Origin of the sequence: Streptomyces sp. NBC_00289, assembly GCF_041435115.1 — a bacterium.
Lineage (GTDB): Bacteria > Actinomycetota > Actinomycetes > Streptomycetales > Streptomycetaceae > Streptomyces.
Map to the genome: position 1 here is coordinate 9,180,532 of NZ_CP108046.1, position 25,853 is coordinate 9,206,384.

At 72.9% G+C, this 25,853-nt stretch carries 25 protein-coding genes; 3 read left to right on the top strand and 22 right to left on the bottom strand.

What is annotated here, in order from left to right; all coding sequences use genetic code 11:
- Positions 1-90: 90 nt before the first annotated feature.
- From OG985_RS41520 to OG985_RS41580, 13 genes are all read right to left on the bottom strand, one after another.
- Positions 91-1,188 (bottom strand): serine hydrolase domain-containing protein, encoded by a 1,098-nt coding sequence (locus tag OG985_RS41520; protein WP_371673565.1) that lies wholly within the window; start codon positions 1,186-1,188, stop codon positions 91-93.
- Complete coding sequence (locus OG985_RS41525; RefSeq protein WP_371673566.1) at positions 1,185-2,108, bottom strand: hypothetical protein; 924 nt, start codon at positions 2,106-2,108, stop codon at positions 1,185-1,187. Before OG985_RS41525 ends, OG985_RS41520 begins: the two co-directional genes overlap by 4 nt.
- A complete protein-coding gene (locus tag OG985_RS41530) occupies positions 2,105-3,115 on the bottom strand; it encodes a hypothetical protein (RefSeq protein ID WP_371673567.1) in 1,011 nt (336 codons plus the stop codon). The genes OG985_RS41525 and OG985_RS41530 overlap by 4 nt, the downstream gene beginning before the upstream one ends.
- Positions 3,112-3,807 carry a hypothetical protein gene (locus OG985_RS41535; RefSeq protein ID WP_371673568.1) on the bottom strand — a complete coding sequence of 232 codons (696 nt, stop codon included), beginning with the start codon at positions 3,805-3,807 and terminating at the stop codon, positions 3,112-3,114. The genes OG985_RS41530 and OG985_RS41535 overlap by 4 nt, the downstream gene beginning before the upstream one ends.
- Positions 3,808-3,829: 22 nt before the next feature.
- A complete protein-coding gene (locus OG985_RS41540) occupies positions 3,830-4,018 on the bottom strand; it encodes a hypothetical protein (RefSeq protein WP_371673569.1) in 189 nt (62 codons plus the stop codon).
- Positions 4,019-4,429: 411 nt separating this feature from the next.
- Positions 4,430-5,719, bottom strand: a complete 1,290-nt coding sequence (locus OG985_RS41545) for an ANTAR domain-containing protein (protein WP_371673570.1) — start codon at positions 5,717-5,719, stop codon at positions 4,430-4,432.
- 160 nt (positions 5,720-5,879) lie between these two features.
- The gene (locus OG985_RS41550) at positions 5,880-7,283 is read right to left on the bottom strand and encodes a PfkB family carbohydrate kinase (RefSeq protein ID WP_371673572.1); all 1,404 of its coding nucleotides are present in this window, start codon (positions 7,281-7,283) and stop codon (positions 5,880-5,882) included.
- Complete coding sequence (locus OG985_RS41555) at positions 7,280-7,915, bottom strand: SIS domain-containing protein (RefSeq protein ID WP_371673573.1); 636 nt, start codon at positions 7,913-7,915, stop codon at positions 7,280-7,282. Before OG985_RS41555 ends, OG985_RS41550 begins: the two co-directional genes overlap by 4 nt.
- On the bottom strand, positions 7,912-9,147 hold the full coding sequence (locus OG985_RS41560) for a glycosyltransferase (protein WP_371673574.1): 1,236 nt from the start codon (positions 9,145-9,147) through the stop codon (positions 7,912-7,914). Before OG985_RS41560 ends, OG985_RS41555 begins: the two co-directional genes overlap by 4 nt.
- Positions 9,144-10,106, bottom strand: a complete 963-nt coding sequence (locus OG985_RS41565) for a glycosyltransferase (RefSeq protein ID WP_371673575.1) — start codon at positions 10,104-10,106, stop codon at positions 9,144-9,146. The genes OG985_RS41560 and OG985_RS41565 overlap by 4 nt, the downstream gene beginning before the upstream one ends.
- Positions 10,103-11,110 (bottom strand): glycosyltransferase family 9 protein, encoded by a 1,008-nt coding sequence (locus tag OG985_RS41570; protein WP_371673576.1) that lies wholly within the window; start codon positions 11,108-11,110, stop codon positions 10,103-10,105. Before OG985_RS41570 ends, OG985_RS41565 begins: the two co-directional genes overlap by 4 nt.
- 145 nt (positions 11,111-11,255) lie before the next feature.
- Positions 11,256-12,890: a carbamoyltransferase gene (locus tag OG985_RS41575; protein WP_371673577.1), complete on the bottom strand. Its 1,635-nt coding sequence runs from the start codon at positions 12,888-12,890 to the stop codon at positions 11,256-11,258.
- A gap of 34 nt (positions 12,891-12,924) precedes the next feature.
- Positions 12,925-13,920 carry an NAD-dependent epimerase/dehydratase family protein gene (locus OG985_RS41580; protein ID WP_371673578.1) on the bottom strand — a complete coding sequence of 332 codons (996 nt, stop codon included), beginning with the start codon at positions 13,918-13,920 and terminating at the stop codon, positions 12,925-12,927.
- Positions 13,921-14,953: 1,033 nt separating this feature from the next.
- Here OG985_RS41580 and OG985_RS41585 point away from each other — a divergent pair.
- The 3 genes from OG985_RS41585 (at position 14,954) to OG985_RS41595 (ending at position 17,234) form a co-directional block, all read left to right on the top strand.
- Positions 14,954-16,219 carry an MFS transporter gene (locus OG985_RS41585; protein WP_371673579.1) on the top strand — a complete coding sequence of 422 codons (1,266 nt, stop codon included), beginning with the start codon at positions 14,954-14,956 and terminating at the stop codon, positions 16,217-16,219.
- 122 nt (positions 16,220-16,341) lie between these two features.
- The gene (locus OG985_RS41590) at positions 16,342-16,734 is read left to right on the top strand and encodes a helix-turn-helix domain-containing protein (protein ID WP_371673580.1); all 393 of its coding nucleotides are present in this window, start codon (positions 16,342-16,344) and stop codon (positions 16,732-16,734) included.
- A gap of 89 nt (positions 16,735-16,823) precedes the next feature.
- Complete coding sequence (locus tag OG985_RS41595; protein ID WP_371673581.1) at positions 16,824-17,234, top strand: VOC family protein; 411 nt, start codon at positions 16,824-16,826, stop codon at positions 17,232-17,234.
- Between the two features lie 91 nt (positions 17,235-17,325).
- On the opposite strand, the gene OG985_RS41600 is transcribed toward OG985_RS41595, so the two are convergent.
- The 9 genes from OG985_RS41600 to OG985_RS41640 form a co-directional block, all read right to left on the bottom strand.
- Positions 17,326-18,486 (bottom strand): S1 family peptidase, encoded by a 1,161-nt coding sequence (locus OG985_RS41600; protein ID WP_371673582.1) that lies wholly within the window; start codon positions 18,484-18,486, stop codon positions 17,326-17,328.
- Between the two features lie 247 nt (positions 18,487-18,733).
- Positions 18,734-19,162 carry a VOC family protein gene (locus OG985_RS41605; protein WP_371673583.1) on the bottom strand — a complete coding sequence of 143 codons (429 nt, stop codon included), beginning with the start codon at positions 19,160-19,162 and terminating at the stop codon, positions 18,734-18,736.
- A 290-nt stretch (positions 19,163-19,452) separates the two neighbouring features.
- The gene (locus OG985_RS41610) at positions 19,453-20,214 is read right to left on the bottom strand and encodes a tetratricopeptide repeat protein (protein WP_371673584.1); all 762 of its coding nucleotides are present in this window, start codon (positions 20,212-20,214) and stop codon (positions 19,453-19,455) included.
- A gap of 211 nt (positions 20,215-20,425) precedes the next feature.
- Positions 20,426-20,983, bottom strand: coding sequence for a GNAT family N-acetyltransferase (locus OG985_RS41615; RefSeq protein WP_371673585.1), 558 nt, complete (start codon positions 20,981-20,983; stop codon positions 20,426-20,428).
- An 83-nt stretch (positions 20,984-21,066) separates the two neighbouring features.
- Entirely contained in the window at positions 21,067-21,816 is a 750-nt protein-coding gene (locus tag OG985_RS41620; RefSeq protein WP_371673586.1) for an SDR family NAD(P)-dependent oxidoreductase, read from the bottom strand.
- Positions 21,813-22,739: a fumarylacetoacetate hydrolase family protein gene (locus OG985_RS41625; protein WP_371673587.1), complete on the bottom strand. Its 927-nt coding sequence runs from the start codon at positions 22,737-22,739 to the stop codon at positions 21,813-21,815. Before OG985_RS41625 ends, OG985_RS41620 begins: the two co-directional genes overlap by 4 nt.
- A gap of 7 nt (positions 22,740-22,746) precedes the next feature.
- Positions 22,747-23,679 (bottom strand): VOC family protein, encoded by a 933-nt coding sequence (locus OG985_RS41630; protein WP_371673588.1) that lies wholly within the window; start codon positions 23,677-23,679, stop codon positions 22,747-22,749.
- Positions 23,680-23,683: 4 nt separating this feature from the next.
- A complete protein-coding gene (locus OG985_RS41635; RefSeq protein WP_371673589.1) occupies positions 23,684-24,682 on the bottom strand; it encodes an amidohydrolase family protein in 999 nt (332 codons plus the stop codon).
- On the bottom strand, positions 24,679-25,851 hold the full coding sequence (locus OG985_RS41640) for an FAD-dependent oxidoreductase (protein WP_371673590.1): 1,173 nt from the start codon (positions 25,849-25,851) through the stop codon (positions 24,679-24,681). The genes OG985_RS41635 and OG985_RS41640 overlap by 4 nt, the downstream gene beginning before the upstream one ends.
- Between the last annotated feature and the right edge of the window lie 2 nt (positions 25,852-25,853).

Here is a 25,853-nt window from a genome sequence, read left to right on the forward strand (position 1 = left end):
GCAACTCCCGCACCCCACAAGGCTGTTCAGCCCTTCCTGCGCCAGGACTGGACCGGACGGGACCGGTCAGTGACGTGCTCCCGCTCCACGTCACTGCTCCGCGAGGAGTGCGTAGGCGGTGGCCACGAACGGGTCGTGGGCCCGGAACCGCCGGGTGCACAGGGCCGCCACGGCGCTGCCCGTGTCGGGCCGGAAGCCCAGGAACGCCTGCTGGCCCAGGGTCGCCCCGCTGTGGAAGTACATCGGCCCGCTGTCGGTGGGATGACGGAACCAGCCCACCGTGTGCACGTGCCGCCGGTCCAGCCCACGCCGCAGGACGGGGGTGTGCATGGACAGCAGCGCCCCGGCCAGCGGCTCGGGAGGCGGGGCGAGGTGGGCCTCCAGGAAGGTGAGCAGGTCGCGGGGGGTGGCCCGGACCGCACCCGCGGCCCGGAACCCGCCGGCGTCGAAGGCGGGGACGGGCGTACGGCCGTCCTTGCGGTGCCCGACGGCGTCGGCCCCCGGCCCCAGCGCGCGCGTACCGGTGTCGCTGAGCGCGAGCGGACGCAGCACGTGTCCGGCGAGGAGCTCCTCCCACCCCGTACCGGTCGCCCCGGTGATGGCGTGGCCGAGCACCGCGACACCGAAGTTCGAGTAGTGCCACCGCGTGCCGGGCCGGTGCCGTGGCCGGTGGCGCAGGAACGCGTCGATCACGCGCCCGGCCGGATAGCGCGCGTAGGGGTTGGTGCGCCAGGCGGGCAGGGCCCGGGGGAAGAAGTCGCCGGGCAGGGCGGGCAGTCCCGACGTGTGGGTGACGAGATGCGCGAGCGTCACGGGCGCCGGACCGGTCGAGCGGCCGGGGTCGAGGCAGCCGACGGCCGTCTCGCCGCCCGACAGGAGCCCGCGTCTGATCAACTGGGCCAGCAGCAGCCCGGTGAACGTCTTGGAGGCCGACCCCAGTTCGTAGCGCAACTCCGGGCGCGGAACCGGCGGCGGTGGCGCGGTGCCGCCCCAGCGCAGGGTGCGGTGGCCGTGCCGGGAGAAGGCGAGGACGACGTCCGGCGCGTCAGCGGCGTCGACGGCGTCCTCCAACCGCCGCCCCAGGGCCTCGTCGTCCCGGCTCGTCGCCGGCAGGTCGCCGTACGGGACGAAAGCGTCCGCGGTGTCGCCGGTGACGCCCGGCCAGGGAGGCGTGGCCCGGCCGGTCATGACGGACCGGCCTGCGTCAGCTCGGTCAGCGCGCGGGATGTGGCCAGCGCGGAGGCGAAGGCGGCGACCAGCGTCGGGTGGTAGACGAGGTCGAACACCTGCTCCGGGTTCCCTTCGGGCATCGTGCGTACGGCGGGCATCGCACCGTCGGCCCTCTGCGCCGCCGCGAAGGCGTGCCAGGCGCGTTCGTCGAGCGTGGGGCGGGGAAGGCAGGCGTCGACGACGAGCAGTTCGCCGAGCAGGTCCCAGCGCTTCAGATCCAGCCAGTCGTCGATCCAGACCGGCAGCCACTGGGCGAGGTAGTCGGCGAGTCGGGGCGGCAGGCCGTCGGGGGTCTCTCCCCAGTCGGTGAGGTGGAACACGGCGTGGGTGATGTCGTAGGCGATGTGCCCTTCGACCGTCCAGGGTTCGGGGGTGCGGGCCAGCCAGGTCAGTGCCAGGGCCTCGGTCTCGCTGGTGCGGGGGGACAGGCCGAAGCGGCGCTGGAACGCGGACAGGCCGAGCCGCCGGGTCGGTGTCACCTCGAAGGCCGACCAGCTGTCGATCCGGTGGTTGAGGATCGCGGCCCGCTCCACTTCGGGCTGGCTGTACCCCAGTTCCCTGAACGGCAGGTACACCTCGAACGGGATGGGTGAGACGGGTTCGATGCGCTGTCCGCGCACGAGCATCCGGCCGCCGTCCAGGGTCTCCCGCCAGGCGTGGTCGAGCAGTTGGCGTGCCAACTGGGCCTGGCGTGCCCCGGCCACTCCCTCGCGGAACAACACCTTGCAGATCAGGGCCAGTTCCCCGACCGGTTTGAAGCGTTCCAGGAATCCCACCTCGGGGTCCACGTCCGGCTCCAGGCGGAATCCGTCACGATGGGACCACAGCCACTCCAGGGCGTGGACGCCGACGGTGTGGATCAGTCGGGTGTCGGTCATCCGAGCGCTCCCTGTCCGTCGTACCGGCTCCGTGTGTCCGGTCCGGTCGTGGTGACCTCGCGGTGCGCGTGCGGGCGTCCGCGGGTCAGAGCCGCGGCGAGGGCGGCCATCAGGGTGGAGTGGTAGCAGTGCGTGAAGTCCTGCCCCGACCCCGGAGCTTCCCCTGTATCGGCGCCCGGAGCTGCCCCTGGGGGCCGTCGCTCCTCGGGGAGTGCGCCCGACGTGCGCTGGGCCGCCGAGATCCGTTCCCAGGCGTCTCGCGTCACGGCAGGGTCGGGCGAGCCCGGCAGACTCGCCGCCACGGCCAGCAGTTCGCAGCTGAGGTCCCACATCCCGGCGTCGAGGCAGGTGTCGAGCCAGGGCGGCAGCCAGTGGGCGAGATAGGCCGCCAGGTCCGCCGGTATGCCGTCCGGGGCGCGGCCCCAGTCGGTGAGGTGGAACACCACGTGGGTGAGCGCGTACCCGGAGAAACGCTCGAAGGCCCAGGGTTCCGGGAGTCCGCCGAGCCAGGTACGTCCCAGCGTCCGGGAGGCGTTCTCCGGCCGGCGGATGCCGGCGCGCCGCTCGGCGGCGAGCACGCCGAGCCGCCGGGTCGGATCCTGTTCGGTGAGCCGCCAGGCGCGGGTGCGGGCCATGGTGGCGGCGGTCGCCTCGTAGCCCGCGTGCCGCAGGCCCGCGGTGGCGAACGCGCCGTAGACCTCCAGCGGATACGTGGCGAAGGGCTCGCACCGCTGCAGGCGGAAGAACAACTCGCCCTGACCGGTCTGCCGCCAGGCGAACGCCAGCAGATCGTCGGCGCAGGCGTGTACCGGGTCCGACGACGGGGTGTGCGGCAGGACGCTCGCACACACCTGAGCGAGTTCCCCGAGCGGTTTCCAACTGCCGTTCACCTGGCCGTCGGGCGCCAACGCGTCCTCGCCCAGGGTGAATTCGTCCCGGTGTGCCGACAGCCAGACGAAGGCGCCTTCCTCCACCTCGCGGGCGGCCCCGGTGGGGGGCGCCGTCACACGAGTGCTCCTGCCCGGAGGAGCCGGGCCGCCTGCACCTGGAGCGCGACGCGCGGGTCGGAACTACCCATCAGCTCGACGAAGTCGAGTCCGGTGTCCAGCCCCAGGGTGTCCGGCACCCCGTCGAGCAGCGTCAGCCAGCGTGCGGCTCCCGCCGCCTGCTGCCAGTCCCTGCGGCGTACCGCCCGTACGAAGCCTCTGGCCACGTCGAGCGGCCGGTGCCGGGCGGTGCGGGCGACCGCGGAGTCCTCGCCGGGCAGGGCGAGAGCGGCCAGCACCGCGAGCTGATGCGTCAGAGACCTCCAGTCCGCCTCGTCGAGCCAGGTTCCGGCGGGCTCGTCGCCGTCGCCGTCGCCGTCGCGGCCGGGGAAGGACGGCTCGAACCGGCGCAGGGTTCGGCCCATGGCCCAGTGGCTCCACCGGACGGCGGGGGCGGCGTCGGCACTGGGCGGGAAAGCCTCCACGGCCTTCCGGAACACGGCGAGTTCGCCGGGGTCGGGGGAGGTGTGGAAGAGGACGTCCGGCAGGAGCAGATCCGCTCCCACCACGCGGACGGCCGCCGTCAGGCAGCCATCCACCACCGCGCGGCCTGCCACCGGAACGTGGTCCCCGCCGCGAAGGGCGGAGACCACGCCGGCAGCGAGGTCGTGCACTGTACCCACCAAGGGGGTCGAAGTGCCTGACTGCTCCATGGTCCTGCTCCCGTCGCTCCCCTCAGCCCTTCTTCGGGCGGGGGGTGGGCGGCGACAGCAGCAGGCTGGTCGTCCCGGAGGACAGGGCCAGGGCCGCGCACTCCCTGCTGTCACGGAAGACACCGTCGGCCTCGGCGGGGTCGAGTACGGCTTCGAGATCGACGTCCTGGATTCCGGTGAGCTCGTCGATGCGGTCTTCGGTGGAAGGCATACCACCATCTCCCTCTCGGTTTGGGCCAATGAGCCTCAACAACCAAGTTGACCGCATCGGGCGAAAACATGCAAAAACCCCTCAAATCACAGAAATTACTTCTTCAACATCTTGATCGTTCGCCGAAGGGGAGGTGGTTGAGGGCTGAACGTCTCAGGCGGGTGCGGAGGGGCAAGGCAGGTGCGGGGGTGCGGCAGGCCGGGCTACGGCTTCGCGGCCCCGTCGCGATACCTGTGCTTCTGAGGTGACGTCATATCCCGTTCCACGAAGCCCACTTGAAGGCCTCGTGAAAGGTTCGTGCTGGGTAACCCGGCGAAGGAGGTGCACTTGGCCGCGACCTGACGCGCCGTCATGGCGGCCGAGCCGAGAAGCGCTACGAGTGATGCGACCGGTCTCGCGCCCTTGCTTCGCTCACCGTTGTCGGCGGTGGGCGGCGGCCCTGTGGTGGAGTTGGTCGAGGGCGTCGGCGACGACGCTCCGCCGGTACCAGTGGTGCCAGGTCGCCACGTCCTCGGCCAGGGTGAGGAGTGCCTGCTCCTGCGTGGGGGAGAGCCACCTGCCCTCCGACGGCCAGTGGACGGAGAGCACTCCCACGCAGCGCCCCGTCCGCCCGTCGATCACCGGCGTGCTGTGCAGTGCGCGGCTGCCCTCGGCGAGCAGTACCTCCCGCATCCGCGGGCTGGCGAAGACCGGGTCCGTGCGCACGTTCTCGACGACCACCCGTCGCCTGGTCGAGTGGGCGACGGTGCACGGCGCCCGAACGCCGGAGACCTGGGCGAACTCGTCGGCGAAGGTGTCGCCGAGGTTGCACCTGGCCTCCAGCACCAGTGAGTTGAGGGTGTCCTCGGCGAACAGCAGATCGGCGGAATGGGCGTCGGTCACCGCGAGGGCCTCGCGGGCCGCCGCGTCGAGCACCTTGCGCCGTTCCGAGGGCGCGACTCCGGCCGTCCGGAGGAAGGGCGCCGTGGGTTCCGGTGGGCGGACGTGGCGGCCGAGCCACGCGGTCGCCGCGTCCACCGGGGGCGGAGCCGTCGCCACCGCCGCGGCGAGCACCCGGACCGGCACGTTGCAGTGCTGGGAGGCGCCGCTGAGCAGTTCGAAGGCCGTCTCCGGTCCGGGCAGCCCGTACCGCTCCATCAGGACGCCCTGGGCCACCCCGATCCGTGCCGCGCTGCGTGCCTTGGCCCGCAGTCCGCGCAGTTCCGCGTGTGGGTCCCCGGCCGCCGGAGGTGTGGGCGGGTGCGGGGCGGGCGGGGGCTGCGTGCGCGCGACCGAGGGTCCGAACCTGGTCGTCCCGGCCCTGAGGGCTTCGAGTGCGGAGTCCACCGTGGGGTGCAGTCGGATGCCCGGCAGGCCCGCGAGACGGAGGGCCTCCCGCACGTGCGGCCGCGGCTGCACGATGAGCAGGGGCCGGCCCGTGCCCGCCTGACCCCGGGTGACCCGGTCCAGCGCGCGGACCGCGGCGGCGCTGGACAGGGAGACCTCCGCCATGTCCAGCACGGCGTGGGTGCCGGTGGCCTCCGCTCGCGCGAGATGCGAGGCGAGGGCCTGTGCGAAGTCCTCGGCGTTCGAGGCGTCGAGGGTGCCGCGCAAGGTCAGGAAGGTCACTTCCCCCAGGCTCCGGCCGTCCAGGGCGGACGCTTTCAGCAGCAGCGGGGCGGGGGGCTTGCCGACTGTCCGGCAGGGCTGGTCGGAAGTCATGAGGAGAGGCGCCTCCTGGAGCGGGCGATCGGCAGCCGACTGCATCCTGACCGTTATGTCCACTATGTTCTCGGGTGCCTGCCGGGCGCAACAACCCCCGCACCGTCTTTCGGGCCCGTCGCGGACTGTCCAGGCATCGGCCGCCCGGCCGGCCCACCGGTCAGGGGGACAACGCCGCCCGCTCCGCTATACCGGTGGTGGAGCGGCCGTCCAGGTACGGGAACAGGACCACCTGCCCGCCCCAGCTCTCCACGAGTGACGCCTCCGGCAGCCGGGCCACGGCGTAGTCGCCGCCCTTCGCCCAGATGTGCGGACGCAGTTCGCCGAGCAGGCGCTCGGGGGTGTCCTCGTCGAACACGGCGACCGCGTCGACGCACTCCAGGGCGAGCAGTACCCGGACGCGGTCGGCCACCGGGACGAGTGGGCGGCCGCTGCCCTTGCGCCGGCGTACGGACGCGTCCGAGTTGACGCACACCACCAGGCAGTCGCCGGTCCGGCGGGCGGCCTGCAGGAGGGCGACATGGCCGGCGTGCAGCAGGTCGAAGCAGCCGCCGGCGGCGACCACGGTCCCGCCCACGGCCCGTACCCGGGCGGCCGTCCGCAGGGCGTCGTCCATCGGCTCGTCATCGGCCCGGGGACGTGGGGAGGTGGTCGTGGCCGCGTCCACGGCGAGGGTGCGGACGCCTCCCTCGGCGACGTAGCGCGTGGCGGCGTGCACGGCCGCCTGCACGGCCGTCTCGGTGAGGTCACCGTCCGCGAGGTGTCCGGCGGCGGTTGCCGCGAACCGGTCTCCGGCCCCGCAGGCGTCGCCGTCCGCCGTGGCCGGCGAGGGCACGAGCAGGGGTGTCTCCCCGTGCGACAGGAGCGCGCCCCGGCCGCCCAGCGTCACGGCGACGGACGCGGCCCGCCAGACGTGGACGAGTGTGCCGGCGTCCCGGGCCGCGGAGTGCAGGACGCCGCCGGCCGAGGCTTCACCGGCGCCTGTCTGCCGGTCGGCGAAGGCACGCGCCTCGGCCGCCGAGGGGGTGACGAGCCGGGCGCCGGGCACCGGGGCGTCCCCGCGCGGGTGCGGATCCCAGACGACGGGCACCCGCCCGGCCGCGGCCGCCAGCGCGTCACGGAGCACGTCGGCGGTGCCGCGGCCGTAGTCGGCGACGAGTACGGCACCGGCGTCCGCGATCGCCCGGCACGCTTCGGCCGTGCGCTCACGGGCCCGGCCCTCGCCGTGGTCCAGGCGCAGCATCGGCGTGCCCTCCGCGAAGACCCGGGTCTTGCTGGAGAGGGCGCCGGTCAGCGGCAGCCGGACCAGGTGCACACGGCCTGCCAGCAGCTTGCACAGGGCTTCGCTGGCCTCGTCGTCGCCCAGCGCGGTGACGAGGGTGACCTGTCTGCCGTCGGCCGCGGCGAGGCAGGCCGCCAGAGCGGCTCCGCCCGGGCGCGTGGTGCGGTGGATCGAGGTGACGACCGGCACGGGCGCGTCCGGGGCCAGGCGTTCCGCGCGTCCGCTCAGGTCGTGGTCGATCAGTGCGTCGCCGATGACGAGCAGGGGTGCCGGGGCGCTCACAGGCCGCCCTCTCCCGCCATGGCCGTCCAGCGGCCCGCGGGGCGCCGGCGCGCGGCCGCCTGCCGTTCGACGGCGAGGTCGAAGGACTCGCACAGCATGTGTACGGCCACGAGGTGCAGTTCCTGGACCGTGGCGCCGGCTGCCGCGTCCACGTACAGGGCTTCGTGACCGGCTCCGCCCAGCGGGTTGGGCGCCGGCCCGGTCAGCGCCCACACGGTCAGGCCGAGGCGTTGCGCCTGGGTGGCGGCGGCGAGGAGGTTCGCACTGGCGCCGCTGGTGGACAGCAGCATCAGGACGTCCCCGGCGCGGCCGTGCGCGGCCACCTGCCGGGCGAAGATCTCCCGCACTCCGTAGTCGTTGGCGATGGCGGTGGTGGCGGAGGTGTCGGCGTGCAGCGCGAGCGCGGAGAACGCCGGGCGGTCGTCCCGGTAACGGCCGACGAGCTCGGCGGTCAGATGCTGGGCCTGGGCCGCGCTTCCGCCGTTGCCCGCGACGAGGAGCCTGGCCCCGGCCGCGAGGCGGTCGGCGAGGACGACGCCCCACCTGTGCACCACGGGTGCGCCGTCCTCCCGGAATCCTTCGAGGGCCTTCATCAGGTCATCGCAGTGCGTGGCGTCGGTGGCGAGTTTCATCGGGCGACTCCAGAGAGCGAGGGGACGGTGGAGACGGCGCTGTAGGCCCGGGTCACCCCGTCGGCCACGCGGTCCCAGGTGTAGCGGGCGAGCACCCGCCGCCGGCCGGCGGCGCCGTAGCGCGAGAGCCGGGCCGGGTCGTCGAGGAGACGACGGACGGTTCCGCCGATGTCGTGGTCGTCGTCGGGCGGGACGAGGACACCCGTCACGTCGTCCACGACGGTGTCGAGCTGACCGCCGACGGCGGTGGCGAGCACGGGCGCGCCGCAGGCCATGGCCTCGACCGGGACGATGCCGAACGGCTCGTAACGGGGCAGGGACAGCACCAGGTCCGCGCTGGACAGCAGGCGCGGCATTCGCTCGCGGCTCACCCCGCCCAGCAGCTGGACCCGGTCGGCCACACCGCACTCCTCGGCGAGCGACCACAGCCGCTCGGCCTCCGGCTCCGCGAGGAGCAGGGCGGGTTCGGGCCCGCCCGCGATGAGGAGTTCGGCGTCGGGGATGTCGGCCAGGGCACGGATCGCCCGGTCGTAGCCCTTGCGGGGAACGAGCCGGCCGACGCTGAGCAGCCGGCGGAGCGCGGGTCGGGGCCGCCGGTTGTCGCCGACCGGGGAGAACCGCACGGGGTCGACCCCGCAGGGGACGACGGAGACACGGCGGCGTGACAGGCCCATGGCCACGAGTTCGGCCACCTCGTCCTGGCAGGTGGCGATGATGCCACTGCACTCACGCCCCACGGCAGTCTCGATGCGGACGCGTTCGGGCGGGCTGGTGTCGGCGGCGCCCTGATGCCGTCGCTTCACGGTGCCGAGCGCGTGATAGGTCTGCACCACCGGCAGCCCGAGGGCGCGGGCGCCGTCCACCGCCGCCAACCCCGACATCCAGAAGTGGGCGTGCACCACATCGGGTGGCTCGGCCGCCCACTCACGCGCCAGCCACCTACCGAACTCCGGCATGTACGGAAGCAGTTCGTCCTTGGGTATCGGCGCGGGCGGTCCTGCGGGCACGAGCACCACCTTCACCCCTTCGGGGGTGGTGACCCGGTCCGGCAGCCCGGGATCGTCTCGGCGCGTGTACACGACCACCTCATGGCCGCGGCGGGCCAACTGGCCGGCGAGTTGAGCCACGTACACGTTCTGTCCGCCCGCGTCCGGGCCGCCGAGTTCCGCCAGGGGGCTGGCGTGCTCGGAGACCATGGCGACGCGGCCGGCCGGGGGGTGGCTGGGGCTCATCGGGTGACCTCCTTGATCAGGCGTTCCCAGTCGTCCCGGAAACGCCGCTCTCCGTAGCGGGCCTGTACCGCTGCCCGAGCGGCCTCCCCTGCCGGCCGCGCCGACGCGGGGTCCGCGACGAACCGGCGGACCGCGTCCCCCAGCACGTCGAGCCGGTTGGAGACGACCCCGGCCTCCTCCGGCACCGCCTCCCGCACCTCGGTGGTGTCCAGTGCCACCACGGGCATCCCCAGGAACATCGCCTCCAGCAGCGACAGCCCGAGCGACGTCCAGCGGACGGGATGGAGGTACAGGCGACAGCGGGCCATCGCCGGGTGCAGCTCGCCCTGCGGCAGGTCCCGGCCGCGGCAACGTCCGGCAGGCAGCCCCAGGTGCTCCGCGAGTCCCTCGGTGCGCATGCCGAAGACATCCAGCGGTGCCGCGCGGGCGAACCCGGGCAGCAGGTCCGTCCCGGTGGTACGGCCGCGCCGCACGGGCTCGTTGACCACGACGGCGGCGCGGGCCTCCTCGCCGGTCCACAGCTGCCCGGGGTCGATGATGCCGTGCTCGATCACCTCGGTCGGCGCCCGGCCGTTGTCCCACATCAGGCGGTTGAAGTGGGTGACGTGGACGAGCGGGATGTCGCTCCGGCCGGCCAGCGGGTGGCGGGTGTCGACGGCCGTCTCGTGCGGACTGTTGTGCTCGACGTACACGGCCGGCACGTCGATGCCGGGGCGGCGGCCGGTCCATCGCCGGGCCAGCTCCGGCTCGTGCGGCCGTTGCAGCACCATGAGGTCGATGTCGGCCTCGCGCAGTTCGCCGGGGCTCAGCTCCCGGACGGTCCGCGGCCACTGCCAGGTTCTGGCCCGCCCCTGCCCGTCCGGCCCCCGGTCGGGCGTCACCGGAACGAGGAAGTCGTACGGGCCCTGGACGAACGCCGTCAGCCAGGAGCCGTGCACATGCCAGACGAGGACGTTCATGTGCTCTCCTTCAGGAGTTTCTGTACCGCCCGCACCACGTCCTGGCCCGTGACCTCGTCGAGGCACGGATGACCGGGCACGGGACAGTGCCGGGCCCGGCTGTCGGCGCACGGTGCGCTCTGGTCGCCGAGGAGCACGCTCGGCACGCCGTACGGCGCCCACCGCTCCGCCGGCACGACGGGCGCGAACAGCGACACGACCGGGGTGCCGACGGCCGCGGCCAGATGGGCGGGGCCGGTGTTGCCGCTCACCACCACGTCGGCCGTCCGCAGGACGCCCGCCAGAGTGCGTGGCGTGGTCCTGCCGCCGAGGTCCACCGCCGTGTCACCGCTGACCCGGCGGGTGAGTCCCGCCTCGCCGGGGCCTCCGGTGACCACGACGCGGTGCCCCAGTTCGGCGAGGAGGGACACGGCCTCGGCGCAGCGTTCGGGGCTCCAGGCGCGGGCGGGCGCGCTGGCTCCGGGGTGCACGACGAGGTACGGGCCGTTGCCGGTCAGCGCGATGGTGTCGGGCGGGGGGAGCACGCGCGGTCGGCCGTCGTCCCCGGGCGGCAGGACGAAACCCAGGGCGGCCGCCGTGTCGAGCGCGGCCTCGGCCTCGTGGCGGCCGGGGCACCGGCGATGCCGTACGTCGAGCAGGCGGCCCGGGTGGTCGACGCTGTCGGCGCCGATCCGTGCGACGCCGGCCATCCGCAGCAACAGGGCCGTGGGCAAGGGACTTTGATGGAACGAGGTGAGGACGAGAGCCACGTCGAACGCGGCCGACCGCACCTGCCGCACCAGGCCGTCGACGTCCGCCTCGTGCACCGCGGGCGCGTCCACTCCCTCCCACGGCGCCGCCCACACGATCACCTCGTCGACCCCGGGCAGCTGCCGGGCGGCGCCTTCGCCGAGCGGGCCGCAGAGCATCGTCACCTCGGAGCAGTGCGCGGCGACGGCCCGGACGGCGGGGCCGGCGAGCAGCACGTCGCCGAAGCTGTCGAGTCGTACGACCAGCGCCTTCACGACCGGCCTCCTCGCCCCCGCGCCCGCGGCCGAAAGGCCGTGACGTGCGGGTCCGGGGCGGGCCGGGCGCCGGGCCGGACACATGCCAGGCCCGGATCGCCGTCGTGCGGCGCCGTCGGTACGACAGGGCCGGCGAGAGTGGCGGTCATGCGAACACCTGCTTCCGCCGGATCGCGAACGGCCCGAGGGCGAGCAGGTCGACCGGCGCCGACCCGAAGCACTCCAGGGCGTCCCGGGGGTCGTCGACCATCGGCCGGCCGGCGGTGTTGAGGCTGGTGTTGACCACCACGGGCAGGCCCGTCCGACGCTCGAAACCGTCGATCATCCGGGCCACCAGCGGTTCCGCCCCGCGGTCCACGGTCTGTATCCGGGCCGTGCCGTCCACGTGGACGACGGCCGGAATCCGCTCCCGCCACTTCGCGGCGACCTCGTGCACGAACAGCATGTAGGGACTGGGCAGGGGGCCGTCGAAGAGCTCCGCGGCCCGCTCGGCCAGGACCATGGGGGCGACCGGGCGGAACTCCTCCCGGCCCTTCACGGCGTTGAGGCGTTCCAGGTTCTCGGCGCGGCCGGGGTGGGCCAGCAGCGAGCGGTGGCCGAGCGCCCGGGGGCCGAACTCGCTGCGCCCCTGGAACCAGGCCACGACGCCGTCCCTGGCCAGCTCCGCGGCGACGGTCTCCGCGATGTCGTCGGGCTCCTCGTAGGGGACGGCCGCCTGTTCCAGCCAGGCGCGGAGTTCGGCGTCGCTCCAGCCGCGTCCCAGGGCGGCGGTCGGCATGGCCTCCACCGTCTCCTTCTGGTGGGCGACGTGCAGCGCGGCGCCCAGTGCCGTGCCCGCGTCCCCGGCGGCGGGCTGGACCCAGACGCGGCGGAAGGGGCCTTCGTTGTGCAGCCGGGTGTTGGCCACGCAGTTGAGGGCCACACCACCCGCGAGCGTCAGCACGTCCTCGCCCGTACGGTCGTGCAGCCATCGCGCCAGGCCGAGCACGACCTCCTCCAGACACGCCTGGGCGCTGGCCGCCGCGTCGGCGTGGTCCTGTGTCCAGGGGGCGCCCGCCGCCCGCGGCGGGACCAGCGACGACCAGGGGACCGGGCGGGCCCGGAATCCGCCGTGCTCGTCGGCGTGCACGTACGCGCGCAGACGGTCCAGGAAGCGCGGCCTGCCGTAGGACGCCAGCGCCATCACCTTGAACTCGTCGCTGCTGCGCAGGAATCCGAGGTGCTGGGTGAGGTCCTCGTAGAACAGCCCCACGGAGTCGGGCAGCGACTGTGCGCTCAGCACGCTGAGCTCCCGGTTCGCGTACCGGCCGGCGAGGTGGGAGCCGCACTCGCCGCGGCCGTCGAGCACGAGCACGGCGCAGTCCGGGTGGGGGGAGGCCTGCCCGGCCGAGGCCGCGTGGGCCACGTGGTGCGCGACGAAGCGGACCTTGGCCGGATCGAGGCCGGGCAGCGCGTCGGCCAGGAACTCCGGGGCTCGGCGGGCGTACTCCTGACGGAGGTGGTCCCAGGGGTCGTGCAGGCCCAACTGCTCTGCCGGACGGGCTAGTTCGGGATCGTAGGAGTAGGCGACCGCGTCGAGCTCGGCGGGTGCGAGTCCGGCCTGGTCCAGGCACCAGCGTGCGGACAGCTCAGGCAGTTCCCAGGCGGAGAAGGGGACGGGCCGTTTGCCGTGCTTGCGCCGGCTGAAGCGTTCCTCCTCCGCCGCGGCCACGATTCTGCCGTCCACCACCAGAGCGGCGGCGGGGTCGTGGAAGAGGGCGTTGATTCCCAGTACACGCATGCGGGGCCTCCATGGCGGCGGGCTGCGAGACGTCTCAGAGCTGCGGGGCCGGTTGCCGTGTCGGTCGGGCCGTGGCGAAGTACGCGATCGTCTGCTTGATCCCTTCCTCCCAGGGCACCCTGGGGGTCCAGCCGAGCAGCTCGCGGGCCAGTCGGGTGTCCGGGCGGCGCCGCTGGGGATCGTCGGTGGGCCGCTCGACGAACTCGATGCGCGAGGAGGAACCCGTCAGCTCCACCACACGGCGGGCGATGTCCCCGACCGTGACCTCGTCGCTTCCGCCGATGTTCACCGGGCGGACCGAGCGGCTGGAGGCCACCAGGAGGACACCCTCGACCGTGTCGTCCACGTAGCACAGGGACCGGGTCTGGCTGCCGTCTCCCGCCACGGTCAGCGGCTCGCCGGCCAGTGCCTGGCAGACGAAGGTGGGCACGGCACGGCCGTCGTGGGCGCGCATGCGCGGGCCGTAGGTGTTGAACAGGCGCACGATGCCGGCGTCCGCGCCGCGCGTGCGGACATGGGCGGTCACCAGTGCCTCGGAGAACCGTTTGGACTCGTCGTACACGCTGCGCGGACCGACGGGGTTGACGTTGCCCCAGTAGTCCTCGCGCTGCGGGTGTACGAGGGGGTCGCCGTAGACCTCGGACGTGGAGGCCAGCAGGAAGCGCGCCTGGTCCCGCTCCGCCACGGCCAGCACGTTGCGGGTGCCCAGGCTGCCCGCGTCGAGCGTCTCCAGCGGCAGCCGGAGGTAGTCGACGGGGGAGGCGCAGCAGGCGAAGTGCAGGACCAGGTCGTAGGGGCCCGTCAGAAGGTGTGGACACTCGGGCGAGGAGATGTCGCACTCGACGAACCGGAAACCGGCGCGGCCTTCCAGGTGGGCGATGTTCTCGCGCGATCCGGACAGCAGGTTGTCCGCGCAGTCGACTTCGGCGCCCGAATCCAGCAGGCGCTCGCACAGGTGGCTGCCCAGGAAACCGGCGCCGCCGGTCACCAGCGCACGACGCCAGGGCGCGAGGGGAGTCGGATCAGTCATAGGAAGTCCTTCGGCGCACACGCGGGCGCCGGAGCAGGCGCGCGGAGGGGCGGTGCGACACAAGAGGTTCGTGATGGAGATCAACGATCAGGACATCCGGGTCGCGCTGTGTCACGGGACCCTCAGACGGCCGCCGTTTTCTCGACGACACCCGCACGGAGTTCCCGTCTCAGTACCTTTCACACGTTAATCCCTGGTGTGCGGAGTACCGGTGCGCGATGACGTCCGGGGCCGCGTCGGCCCGCTCCCCAAAAAGCATGCTTGACCTGCCCATTCGCACTCATCGGCGGGCTCGCGCGGGGCGCCGGGAGGCGCGGGAAATCTTCGCGCTTCCCGCTCCGGGCGCGAGGGTGTCGGTCCACGTCCCTGCCGACCCGCCGCACGCCCACCTGCCCGCGGAGGCGGTGACGGACGAGGTGAGCAGGTGAGGCACGATCCTGACCCCGTACATCACCGGAAGGCAGGACACCTGCGGCCGAGACGACCGTTCTCCACGCCGCGGGAGGGGCCGCCCGCGGCGTGGACCACCGACGGGCGCGGCAGACGGCGGTGCGGTCCGCGCCGCGGCCGCTGCCGCCGTCGGCGGCCCGCGCACGAAGCCGCAGACCCGGACAGTCAGGCTTCAGCCGGTGAACACAGCACGGCGGCGCGCGGCGGCCCGGCTACGACGTCCCGACGCGGACAGATGGCGCGATGAGGCGCCGGCCTCTGTGAGCAACCGCACTCGGCGCACAAGTAGCCGCCCCGCAGGCGTACTTCCCGCACCGACGGCAGTCCTGGGGGCCCGACCGGCTTCGACTCATCCGTCCCGTCTGCCAGCATGGACCGCGCTGTAACCGACTTGGTGGAGTGGCCGCGCAGCGCAGCCGGCGTTCCTCGGTTTCGCCGCCTGCCTGATGTCCCGCCTCGCCGTTCGGATACCGCGCCCATGCCTTCCGTCCCCGTTTCCGCGTCCACCCCTGCCCCGAACAGTGCCCCGGCTTCCTCGCCGGAGGCGTCCCGTTCGCCGTGGCGCTCCCTGAGACACCGCAGCATGCGCTGGTGGTCCCTCGCGAACTTCGTGTCGAACGCCGGCACCTGGATGCAGCTCACGGTGCAGAACCTGCTGGTCCTCCAGATCACCGGCTCCGCCGCCGCGACCGGCCTGTCGATGTCCGTCCAGGCCGCCCCGGCCCTGTTCGTCAGCCTGCTGGGGGGCGCGGCCGTCGACCGGTGGCCGCTCAGGGTGACGGCCGCCGTCAGCCAGGCACTCCTCGGCGCGGTCGCCGCCGCGACGGCCGTGTGCGTGGCGCTGGACCGGCTCGACATGACCACTCTCCTGGTGCTGGCCGCCGTGACCGGCACGATCGCCACTGTGGACGGCCCCGCCTGTGCCCTGCTGGGCAACGATCTCGTTCCCGTCGAGGACGTCCCCTCCGCCATCGGGGTCGGTGCGCTGGTGCACAACGCGGGCCGGCTCGCCGGTACGGCCCTGGCCGGCGTGACCGTGGGCTTCCTCGGTACGGCCGCCGCCTACGCGGCCAACGGGCTGTCGTTCCTCTTCGTGGCCTCGGTCATCCCGTTCCTGCGCCCGGTGAAGGGCGCCCCCGGGCGCACCCCGAGGGCGGACGCCGGCTCCGGCGCGGAGCGGGGGCGCCGGAAGCATGACGAGATGACCGTGCGGCAGGGGTTGTCCTTCTTCGCACGCAGGCCCCGCCTGGTCGCGCTCGCCGCCGTCACCGGTATCAGCGCCGTCTTCGGACGCAACTACGGACTCACCCTCGCCGTGCTCGTCACCGGACCCCTCGCGGGCAGCGCGGGATCGTTCGGCACCGTCTCCACCGTCCTCGCGGTCGGCGGCATCCTCGGCGCGGTTCTCGGCGCGCGGCTGCGCCGCCCCTCCGTCCGGCTCGTGGGCGCACTGGCGGCCGGGGGAGCGCTGCTCCAGGTGGCGGCGGGGCTGTCACCGTCGCTGGCCGTGCTGCTGGTCCTCGTCCTGCCCATGGCTGTGGTGGAGTCCCTCTCCGACACCGCCGGGACGGCCGTCCTGCAGACCGACCCGCCCGCTCACCTGCGGGGACGAGTGCTGGGTGTGTGGGGCAGCATCGGCACGGTGTGGGGCCTCGGTGGTCCGCCGGCGCTGGGTCTGCTGATGGAGCTGGCCGGGGCACGCGGGGCTCTGGTGAGTGGCGGCCTGCTCATCGCCGGCACGATCGGCGCGGGCTTCGTCGCCCGCGGCCGTCGACACCCGCGGGCGGTCGCCGTGCCGACGCGGCCGGGCGACCTCACGGGACGCGCGGCGCTGGGCACGGCTGCCTGACGGTTGCCTCGTGGGGTACGGCGGTGACGCTGAGAGGGGCTGTACCGGTGCGGCCGAAGGCGCTGAGCGCCTCGGTCACCAGACAGGTCACCGGGGGCGGGCGGGCGTGGTGGGATGGTGCGGTGAGCCGCGCCGCAGAGGACACCAACCGCCGCATGCTGAGGGCGAGGGACGCGATGGACCGCTCCTACGCCCAGCCGCTGGACGTCCCGGCCCTGGCCCGGATCGCCCACGTCTCGGAGGCGCACTTCACCCGCACCTTCCGGGCCACGTTCGGCGAGACACCCCACCGCTACCTGCAACGCCGCCGGGTCGAGCGCGCGATGTTCCTGCTGCGCGAGACCGACCGGAGGGTGACGGACATCTGCTTCGAGGTCGGCTTCGGCAGCCCGGGAACCTTCAGCCGCACGTTCCGCGACATCGTCGGCCGGTCGCCGAGGGCGTACCGCAAGGGGGCGGTGGCCACGGCCGTACCGACGTGCTTCACGATGGCGTGGACGCGGCCGAGCGCCTGATCACGCGCGGACCGCCCCGGCCGCTTCGCCGCCCCGACTGAGCAGTTTTGGACAAGTTTTCCGCCGGTCGGCTCGGTAGCGTGAAGCACATGTTCACCGCCATCACGCACTCGCAGATTTACGTCCTCGACCAGGACGAGGCCCTCGACTTCTACGTCGGCAAGCTCGGCCTCGAGGTCAACGCCGATGTCGACCTGGGCTTCATGCGCTGGCTGACCGTCAACGTCTCCGGTCACCCCGACCGCCAGATCCTGCTGGAGAAGCCCGGGCCCCCGGCCATGTCCGAGGAGACGGCACAGCAGGTCCGCGAACTGGTGACGAAGGGAGCCATGGGCGGCCACCTCATCTTCAGCACGGACGACTGCCGCAAGACGTACGACACCCTGCTGGGCCGGGGCGTCGAGTTCACCGAGGAACCCACCGAGCGCCCGTACGGCATCGACTGCGGCCTGCGCGACCCCTTCGGCAACAGCATCCGCTTCACCCAGCCCTCGGCCTGAGCACGGCTCCGGCGCTTCCCCGCGGCGGAACGTGCCGCGACCGGTGGTTCCGCCACGTCGCCGTGGCGGAACCACCGGGACGTGGCCCGGGTCAGGTCGTGTGCAGCGTCAGCCCGTAGCGGCTGAGGATCTCGTTGACCGGCTGGAACCAGGTCTCCCCGCCGGACGAACAGTTGCCCCAGCCTCCCGAGGTGACCCCCTGGGCCTGGTCGCCGCTGATGAAGGAGCCGCCCGAGTCGCCCGGCTCCGCGCAGACGCTGGTCTTCGTCATCTGGTGCACCGCGCCCTGGCTGTAGTTCACGGTCTCGTTCTTGGCCAGCACGGTGCCGCAGTGCCAGTGGGTGGTGGAACCGGAGCGGCAGATCGAGGAGCCGATCGGCGCCGCGGCCGAACCCCGCACGAGCTGGTCCGGCACGGTGCCCCAGCCGAGCACCACCGGCACCGTCCACCAGCCGCTGCCCACACTGACCCAGGCGTAGTCGTTGTCGGGGAAGGAGGAACCCTGGAACGTTCCGACGTAGGAGCGGTCCCAGCCGCTGACTCCGGCGCCGGGCTGCCCGCAGTGTCCGGCGGTGACGAATCCGCCGTACACCGAGAAGCCTATGGAGCAGCGGACGTTGCCCGTGTAGTACGGGTCACCGCCGACGGTGCCCGCGGCGAAGGTCTGCGGGGCGGACGCGACGGTCCGCACGGTGACGGGCCCGGCATCGCGGGCCCGGGAGAGGAACGTCTGGACATCGTTGTCGGAGCGCCTCTCTCCGACGACGTTCACGACGACCGAGCCGGCGGCCGGATCGACATGCCAGCTGCTGACACCCGAGGGGGCGGTCAGTCCGTCCATACGGTTCTTGGCGGCGGCGAGCTGTTTCGCGCTGTGCTCCACGGTGCGGACCGCGGCTCCGGTGGAGCGGACGGCCCGTAGTGTCGCCGGGGAGGCGTCCCGGGTGACGGCCACGGTCAGCCGTCCGCTGCCGGCGTCGAACCACGAGCCGCCGTAGGCAGAGCCGGCGGCCCGGCGCGCCTTCGGTTCGAGGGTTGTCGCGGTGTGCTCGGCCGCCAGGCGTGCCTTGGCCCGGGACGGTGACAGGCCCAGGTCCCGCTGCATCGCCTCGATCAGGCCGGCGGAGGTGGAGGGGGCGGCGGCAGGGGTGGGGGAGTCCGTGGCCGAGGCCGGCAGTGTTCCGGCGGTGGCCCAGCTGCCCAGCATGAGCAGGGCGGCCAGGCCGGCGCGCTTGAGTCCGTTACGTCTCACAGGAGTTGCCCTTCGTCGTTCCAGCGAGGTGGGGTGGAACAACCGCAAGCTGAGAGCGCTCTCATCGTGGTTGGAGCAGAGCGTAGACCCCTCGACGTGTCAGGTCCATACCAATGCGAGCCATCGTCATGCCTCCGGGGCCCGCGCCGGGAACCACTCGGCGCGAGCCCCGGGGGGGCGATGGGCCGTGTCTGGAGGAGCCCGCCTGGAGCCGCCCAGCTCAGGGCGGCTGCTGGGGTCGCCCTGCCTAGGGGCGGACGTAGGGCCGGGTCATGATCTCCATGTTGTGGCCGTCCGGGTCGGCGAAGTACGCGCCGCGGCCACCGAACAGATCGTTGACGCGGCCGGGCCGGGTATGGCTCGGGTCGGCGAAGTAGGTGACTCCGACCGCCTCCAGGCGGGCGATCATCCCGTCGAACCGCGCGTCGGGCACGAGGAAGGCGTAGTGCTGCGACTGGATCGGCTCGTCGCGCTTCTCGTAGTAGTCGAGCGTCACGCCGTTGCCGAGATCGACGGGAACGAACGGTCCGAACGGCACACCGACCTCGAGCCCGAGGATCGCTGCGAGGAACTCGGCCGACAGATGCCGGTCGGCGGCGTAGACGGCGGTGTGGTTGAGCTGGACGGTGGAGGTCGGCAGCGCGGATTCGTGCGCGGGGTGCCGGTCGTTGGGCATGTGTGTGTCTCCGTGTCGGTGAACGCGTGGGGATGGGCGCCGCACACGGCGCCGCGGGTGAGGACACGGAGACAGGGGCGGGCCTCGTGCCCGCCTCGCGCTCAAGCCGAGGCCGGGACCCGCACTCGTGTATGGCCCATGGCCGACCCGGCAGTCACCCGGCTGACTTTAGTGACCACAGCGGGGCGGGGCAACGCCGTTTCTCGCCTGCCCTCCGGCGCAACGGTCTCCTGGCGCGACCCGCGAACTGCCCTCAACGCCCCTCGTGGAAAGGCCAGTTGCCGTCGTGCTCAGCCGGCCCGTACGTGCGAGAGCAGCTCTCGGAGCAGCTGTGTGGCGGGATGGCCGGCCCCGAGGTGGCGTTCGCTGTCGGTCAGGGCCTGGGCGAACAACTCCGTGCTTCGCTCGCGGTTTCCGGTGGTGTGGTGGGCGTGGGCGAGGTTGCCGAGGGAGAGGAGGGTGTCGGGATCGCCGTGGCCCAGGACCCGTTCGCGGTCGGTCAGGGTCCGCTCGTGCAGCGGGAGGGCGCGAGCCGGGTTGCCTGTCAGTTCGTGGGCGCGGGCGAGGTTGTCCCGGCACAGGTGGGTGCGCAGGTCGTCCGGTCCGAGGACGCGCTCGCGGCCGGCCAGGGCGCGTTCGTAGAGGGGGATGGCGCGGGCCGCCTCGCCGGCCGCCTCGTACGCGCCGGCGAGGTTGTTGAGACAGGCGAGGGTGTCCGGGTGGTCGGGTCCCAGGACGCGCTCGCTGTCGGCGAGGTTCCGCTCGAACAGCGGCACGGCCCGTTCCAGGAGCCCGGCCTGCTGACGGGCGCCGCCGAGGTTGTTGCGGGCGCGGAGGGTTTCGGGGTGATCGGGTCCGAGGTCGCGTTCGACCGTGGCCGACTCCCTCTCGAAGAGGGCGACATCGTCGATCGGTGTCTCGCCGGCACCTCGGTCCCCGTCCCCGCCCGGCTGCGGAACGCTCGCCCACGACTGGTCCTCGGCGGCCTGCCGCAACTGTTCCCGAAGGGCACGCATCGTCCCGGCGCACCCCGTGCCCGGCTGCCCGTCCATGGCGCCACCCCTGTCTGTCGCCTGCATCCAGGCTACGCTCGGCGCCCGTGACGGCGGTGTCCCGGAACAGGCCACACCGCCGGTCTCAGGCTCCTCCCCGAGCCTCGGGGAGGAGCACGGGATCAGCCGCAGGCCGCAGTCGTTTCCGCCGCGCTGTGCGAACCGGGTGGGCGGACGCAGGGCGGGCGGCTACTGCCCCCGGAAGGCGGGGTCACGGCTCGGACGGCGAGTGCAGCCGGGTGAACTCGTCGGCGAGTATGCCCATCAGTACCAGGTCGTGGTGCCGACCGGCGAAGAACACCTGGTCACGCAGTCGACCCTCCTCGACGAAACCGAGCCGACGCTGAAGCGCCAAAGACGCCTCGTTGTGGGCGAAGATCCGCGCCTGGCACTTGTGATAGCGCCGCTCGGCGAACATGAAGCGCAACAGCTTCGCCGCCGCCTCCGCCGCGTAGCCCTTGCGCCGGTGATCGGCCCCCATGGTGATGCCGTACTCGAACCAGCCCGACCGTGGGTCGGCCTGATGGACACCGACAGTACCGACCGCTTCGCCCGTGTCGAGGGCTTCGATCACCAGCCTGAAGCAGTCGCTGTCGGACCCGGCGGTGGACTGCTCCGTCGCCCAGCTACGGAAACTCTCGGCGGAGCGAGGCGGGTTGAGCAGATCACCCAGTCGCTCCTCGTCCGTGGCGAAGCGCATGAACGGGGTCCAGTCGTCGGGCTCGATTCCCCGCAGGCGTATTCGGTTGCCGGTCCAGAACGATGTCATGGGTCATTTTCCCACCTGCGGCGAGGGTGTGGCCCGTTCTCGGCCTGCTTGCGCGGGGTGACCGGAAGCATCGCCGTGGCGTCTCACGGTGTCCAGCCCTGCGGCGGCGAACCCACCGCGTCCGAGAGGGACTTGACGCCACCGTGTGCGGTCAGTCCGCCGTCGACCGGTATCTCGGCGCCGGTGATGAAGGAGGCCGCGTCGGACAGGAGGAAGACTACCAGCGGGGCCACCTCGCCCGTGGTGCCGGTGCGGCCGAGCGGAGTCTCGCGGATGTTCGCCTCGCGGAAGGCGGGAGGGGCGGTGGCCGTCATCTCGGTCTCGATGTAGCCGGGGTGGACGGTGTTCACGCGGATGCCGCGCGGGCCCAGCTCGGTGGCAGCGGTCTTGGACAGGCCGCGCAGCGCCCATTTGCTGGCCGTGTACGCCACCGGGTAGTGGCCGGTGAGGGCGGCGGACGAGCCGACGTTGACGATGGACGAGCCGGGTGGCATCAGCGGGACGAGGTGCTGGATGCCGAGGAGGGGGCCGGTGACGTTGACGGCGTGGACGCGGGCGAAGTCGTCGGGCCGTACGTCGTCGAGGCGGGCCCGCCAGGTGATGCCCGCGTTGTTGACCAGGCCGTGGACCACGCCGTACGACTCCCGCACCTGTGCCGCCAGTTGAACCCAGTCCTCCTCGCTGGTGACGTCGAGGCGGCGGCAGTCGCCACTCGCCCGTACGTCGGTGGCGATGACGAGTGCGCCCGCACGGGCCAGCGCCTCCGCCTCGGCGGCGCCCTGGCCCCGGGCGGCGCCGGTCACGACCACGACCTTGCCGTCGAGCCGGTTCACGGCCGCTCCCGGGTGCGGCGGCGGGCGGCCGGGAGCGGGACGGGAGCCGTACCCGCGACCACGGTGTTGGTGAGGCTGCCGATGCCCTCGACGGTGAGGGTGACCGTGTCCCCGGGCCGCAACGGCGGCGGACGGCGTTCCCCGCGTACGCCCCACAGCTCCGCCAGGCAGCCGCCGTTGCCGCAGGTGCCCGAGCCGAGGACGTCACCGGGGCGGACGACGCTGCCCCGGGAGGCGTAGGCGACCATCTCCTCGAAGGTCCAGCTCATGTTCGACAGCAGGTCCTCGCCGACGACCTCGCCGTTGACCGTGGCGGTGAGGCCGAGCCGCAGGAAGCCCTCGGAGTCCCGGTAGGGCTCCAGTTCGTCGGCGGTGACCAGGTACGGGCCGAGCGTGGCGGCGGTGTCCTTGCCCTTGCACGGGCCGAGGCCCACCTGCATCTCGCGGGCCTGCAGGTCGCGCGCGGACCAGTCGTTGAGGATCGTGTAGCCGACGATGTGATCCCGGGCCTGCCGCGGGGTGAGGTCCCGTCCCTCCCGGCCGACGACGGCGGCCACCTCGAGTTCGAAGTCGAGGACCTGGGATCCCGGGGGCACGGGCACGTCGTCATGGGGTCCGACGACCGCGTACGGGTTGGTGAAGTAGAAGGTCGGCGCGTCGTACCAGGCGGCGGGTACCCCGGTGGCGCCGTCCACGGACCGCCGTACGCCTTCGACGTGTTCCTCGAAGGTGACGAAGTCGCGGATGGTCGGAGGCTCCAGGGGCGGCAGCAGGCGTACGTCGGCGAGCGGGACGGCGGGGCCCACCGGACGCACGCCCACCGCGTCGAGCGGGGACACGCCGTCCGGCAGCGGGCGTACGACGGTGTCCTCCACGACGCCGTGGTGCCGGCGGCCGTCGTGGACGTAGGTGGCTATGCGCATGGGTCACTCACACCGGAGGGGCGACGAACACGCCGCGGTCGACGTCGTTGAAGGACTCCTTGGCGACCAGTTCGTTCATGGGGTTGGCGGTGCCCCACTGGTCGGCCACGTCGGGCTGGGAGAAGTCGTAGACGTGCGGGTGCCAGGTGTCCTCGTCGAGGACCTCCAGCTCCGTCGTGTACTCGACGGTGTTGCCGTGCGGGTCGAGGAAGTACGTGAAGGTGTTGTCGCCGGCCGTGTGCCGTCCCGGACCCCAGATCTTGCGGTGGCCGGCCCGGATCACACGGCCGGAACCTCGCATGTACTCGTCGAGGCCGCGCATCTCGAAGGACACGTGGTGCAGCGCGGTGTGCGGGCCCCGGGCGATGGCCATGGAGTGGTGCTGGCTGCTGATGCGCATGAAGTGCATCGCCTCGCCCATCCTGGGATGCGTCAGGGTGTCGGAGAGGCGGAAGCCGAGATGGCGCTCGTACCACTCCCGGGTGCGGTTGAGGTCGGGGGAGTTGAGGACGACGTGCGACAGCTTGACCGGGATCGCCTCCTTCTCCTCGATCCTGCGGTGCTGCCGTACCGCCACCTCGGCCAGGACCTCGACGGTGCGTCCGTCGACGTCGAAGAAGCGGAAGCCGTAGCCGCCGCCCGGGGTGTCGACCTTGCCCGGCTGCGAGATCAACCGCACATCGCCGTCGAGGAGTCGCTCGGCGAGGGTGTCGACGTCGGCCGTGCTCGCGGCGCCGTAGGAGACGAGGTCGAGGCGCTTCTCCTCGGCCCTGCGCAGCCGTACGACGTACTGCTCCGGGGAGCCCTCGGCCGCAAGGAAGGAGATGCCGGAGTCCTCGGCGACCTTGGTGAGGCCCCAGACGCCGGCGTAGAAGTCGAGCTGCTTGTCGTAGTCGGGCACGGCCAGGTCGACGTGGCGCAGATGGGTGAGCAGGCGCATGAGATCAGTCCTTCCGGAGGAGGGCGGCCGCGTTGCCGCCCCGTACGGCGTGGAAGTGGGCGTCGGGCAGCCGCGCGGCGAGCAGCGCGCCGACCGGGTTCCCGGTGCCCATGTCGAAGGGGAAGTCGGAGCCGAGCAGGACCCGGTCGGCGCCGACGGCGCGGACGAGCTCCCGCAGGACGTGCGGGTCGTGGACCAGGGAGTCGAAGTACAGGCGCCCGAGGTAGCTGCTGGGCAGGTGAGCACAGCCGGCGCCGGCGTCGGAGCGGGTGGACCAGGCGTGGTCGGAGCGGCCGATGTGGGTGGGCAGGTAGCCGCCGCCGTGGGCCGCGATCAGCGTCAGTTCCTGATGCCGGTCCAGTACCCCGGAGAAGATGAGGTGGGACAGCGCGACGGCGTTCTCGGTGGGCTGGCCGACCACGTTGGACAGGTACCACTGGTCCAGGCGCTCGTCGAGCGTGCAGCCGAAGGGGTGCAGGAAGAGGATCGCGCCGGTCTGCTCGGCCCGCGTCCAGAAGGGTTCGTACGCCGGGTCGGACAGCTCCCGCCCCGGCGCGTGACTGGAGATCTCCACGCCCGACAGGCCCATGTCCAGGGCGTGTTCCAGGGCGCGCACGGCCTGGTCGGGGTGCTGGAGGGGGACGAGCCCGAGCCCTTTCAGCCGGTCCGGCGCCTGCGCGCAGTGCGCGGCCGTGGCCTCGTTGGCGAGTCGGTACACCTTCTCCGCCGTCGGTTCGTCCGCCCAGTAGTGATAGTGCGAGGGGGAGGGGGAGACCAGCTGGACGTCGACACCCTGTGCGTCCATCGCGGCCAGGCGCAGCGTGACGTCGGTGGCCCGTGGAACGACCTCGCGCACCATCGCGCCGCTGACCGCGAGGGCCGCGGCGCCGTTGCGGCGGGCGTCCAGGGCCCTGGCCTGGGCGAGGCCGGGCAGTCCGGCCACCAGTGCCTCGACCTCGGGGAGCAGGATGTGGGCGTGCACGTCCACGGTGGGCGCGTTCACGGCAGCTCCCGCAGGAGGGGCATCGTGCGGGCCAGCAGACCGGGTACGTCGGCGTCGCGCACGCCGTCCAGCTGCCACTGCCCGAGCTGCACGGACGCCTCGACGACGCTCCGCACGCGCGGTACACGCCGCTCGTGGTACTCCTGGAACAGCTCGTCGTCCCAGGGCCGGCCGCCGGTGAGCAGCTCGGCGAGGACGGAGGCGTCCTCGAGGGACATGGCCGCGCCCTGGGCGAGAGTGGGCGGGCAGCAGTGGGCGGCGTCGCCGACGAGAACGACGCGGCCGCGGTGCCAGGAACCTTCCACCAACAGGCGGTGGAACCAGGTGTAGTTGACCTTCGCCGGGTCGGTGATGTGCTTCGTGATCTCCGGCCAGACGCCGCCGTAGCCCTGGGTGAGCCGGCGCATCTCGTCCGCGTAGGTCAGCTCGGGGATCGAGGCGCGGTCACGGCATGCCTCGACCACGTAGGCGTAGATCGTGTTCGCGCCGGTGGGGCAGTAGCCGGCGATGTAGGCCGGGCCGCCGTAGGCGAGGTCGGTGCGGGAGACGCCCGCGGGGCGCGGGGCCGGGGTGCGCCAGATGGCCATGCCGGTGGGCTCGGGGCTGTCGGTGATGCCGACCGTGCCGCGGGTGGCGGAGTTGAGGCCGTCGGCGGCGATCACCAGGTCGTAGCGGGCCCGGGTGCCGTCGCTGAACCGTACGGTGACGCCGTGCGCGTCCTGCTCCAGCTCGTCGGCGGTGGTGCCCAGGCGTACTTCGGCGCCCGACGCGCGGACCGCGTCGATCAGGATCCGCTGCAGGTGTGGGCGTTGCATGCCGAGGGTGGCCGGCAGGTCGTCGCCGCCGGTCCTGAAGTCCTCGGCCACGTGCAGCACCGTCCCGTCGGGGGCGGTGACGCCCAGCGAGCCGAAGGCGAAGCCGGACGCCTCGACCTGCTTCCACACACCGAGTTCACGCAGGACCCGCAGGGCGTTGCCCTGAAGGGTGATGCCGGAGCCGGTGGTGGCGTTCCAGTCGGGCCTGGCCTCGATCAGGTCCACGGCGAGACCGGCGCGGCGCAGCAGGATGCTGACGGCGTTCCCGGCGGCGCCGCCGCCGATCACGAGGACGGTGCGGGCGCCGGTCGTCCCGGCCGCGGGTGCTCTGGGTGTGTCGGGTGTCTCGGGCATGA

Excerpts from the sequence above, each read along its gene's own strand:
- OG985_RS41520 (WP_371673565.1), bottom strand. The coding sequence starts at position 1,188 with ATGACCGGCCGGGCCACGCCTCCCTGGCCGGGCGTCACCGGCGACACC.
- OG985_RS41525 (WP_371673566.1), bottom strand. The coding sequence starts at position 2,108 with ATGACCGACACCCGACTGATCCACACCGTCGGCGTCCACGCCCTGGAG.
- OG985_RS41535 (WP_371673568.1), bottom strand. The coding sequence starts at position 3,807 with ATGGAGCAGTCAGGCACTTCGACCCCCTTGGTGGGTACAGTGCACGAC.
- OG985_RS41540 (WP_371673569.1), bottom strand. The coding sequence starts at position 4,018 with ATGCCTTCCACCGAAGACCGCATCGACGAGCTCACCGGAATCCAGGAC.
- OG985_RS41545 (WP_371673570.1), bottom strand. The coding sequence starts at position 5,719 with ATGACTTCCGACCAGCCCTGCCGGACAGTCGGCAAGCCCCCCGCCCCG.
- OG985_RS41555 (WP_371673573.1), bottom strand. The coding sequence starts at position 7,915 with ATGAAACTCGCCACCGACGCCACGCACTGCGATGACCTGATGAAGGCC.
- OG985_RS41560 (WP_371673574.1), bottom strand. The coding sequence starts at position 9,147 with ATGAGCCCCAGCCACCCCCCGGCCGGCCGCGTCGCCATGGTCTCCGAG.
- OG985_RS41565 (WP_371673575.1), bottom strand. The coding sequence starts at position 10,106 with ATGAACGTCCTCGTCTGGCATGTGCACGGCTCCTGGCTGACGGCGTTC.
- OG985_RS41575 (WP_371673577.1), bottom strand. The coding sequence starts at position 12,890 with ATGCGTGTACTGGGAATCAACGCCCTCTTCCACGACCCCGCCGCCGCT.
- OG985_RS41580 (WP_371673578.1), bottom strand. The coding sequence starts at position 13,920 with ATGACTGATCCGACTCCCCTCGCGCCCTGGCGTCGTGCGCTGGTGACC.
- OG985_RS41585 (WP_371673579.1), top strand. The coding sequence starts at position 14,954 with ATGCGCTGGTGGTCCCTCGCGAACTTCGTGTCGAACGCCGGCACCTGG.
- OG985_RS41595 (WP_371673581.1), top strand. The coding sequence starts at position 16,824 with ATGTTCACCGCCATCACGCACTCGCAGATTTACGTCCTCGACCAGGAC.
- OG985_RS41605 (WP_371673583.1), bottom strand. The coding sequence starts at position 19,162 with ATGCCCAACGACCGGCACCCCGCGCACGAATCCGCGCTGCCGACCTCC.
- OG985_RS41610 (WP_371673584.1), bottom strand. The coding sequence starts at position 20,214 with ATGGACGGGCAGCCGGGCACGGGGTGCGCCGGGACGATGCGTGCCCTT.
- OG985_RS41615 (WP_371673585.1), bottom strand. The coding sequence starts at position 20,983 with ATGACATCGTTCTGGACCGGCAACCGAATACGCCTGCGGGGAATCGAG.
- OG985_RS41625 (WP_371673587.1), bottom strand. The coding sequence starts at position 22,739 with ATGCGCATAGCCACCTACGTCCACGACGGCCGCCGGCACCACGGCGTC.
- OG985_RS41630 (WP_371673588.1), bottom strand. The coding sequence starts at position 23,679 with ATGCGCCTGCTCACCCATCTGCGCCACGTCGACCTGGCCGTGCCCGAC.
- OG985_RS41640 (WP_371673590.1), bottom strand. The coding sequence starts at position 25,851 with ATGCCCGAGACACCCGACACACCCAGAGCACCCGCGGCCGGGACGACC.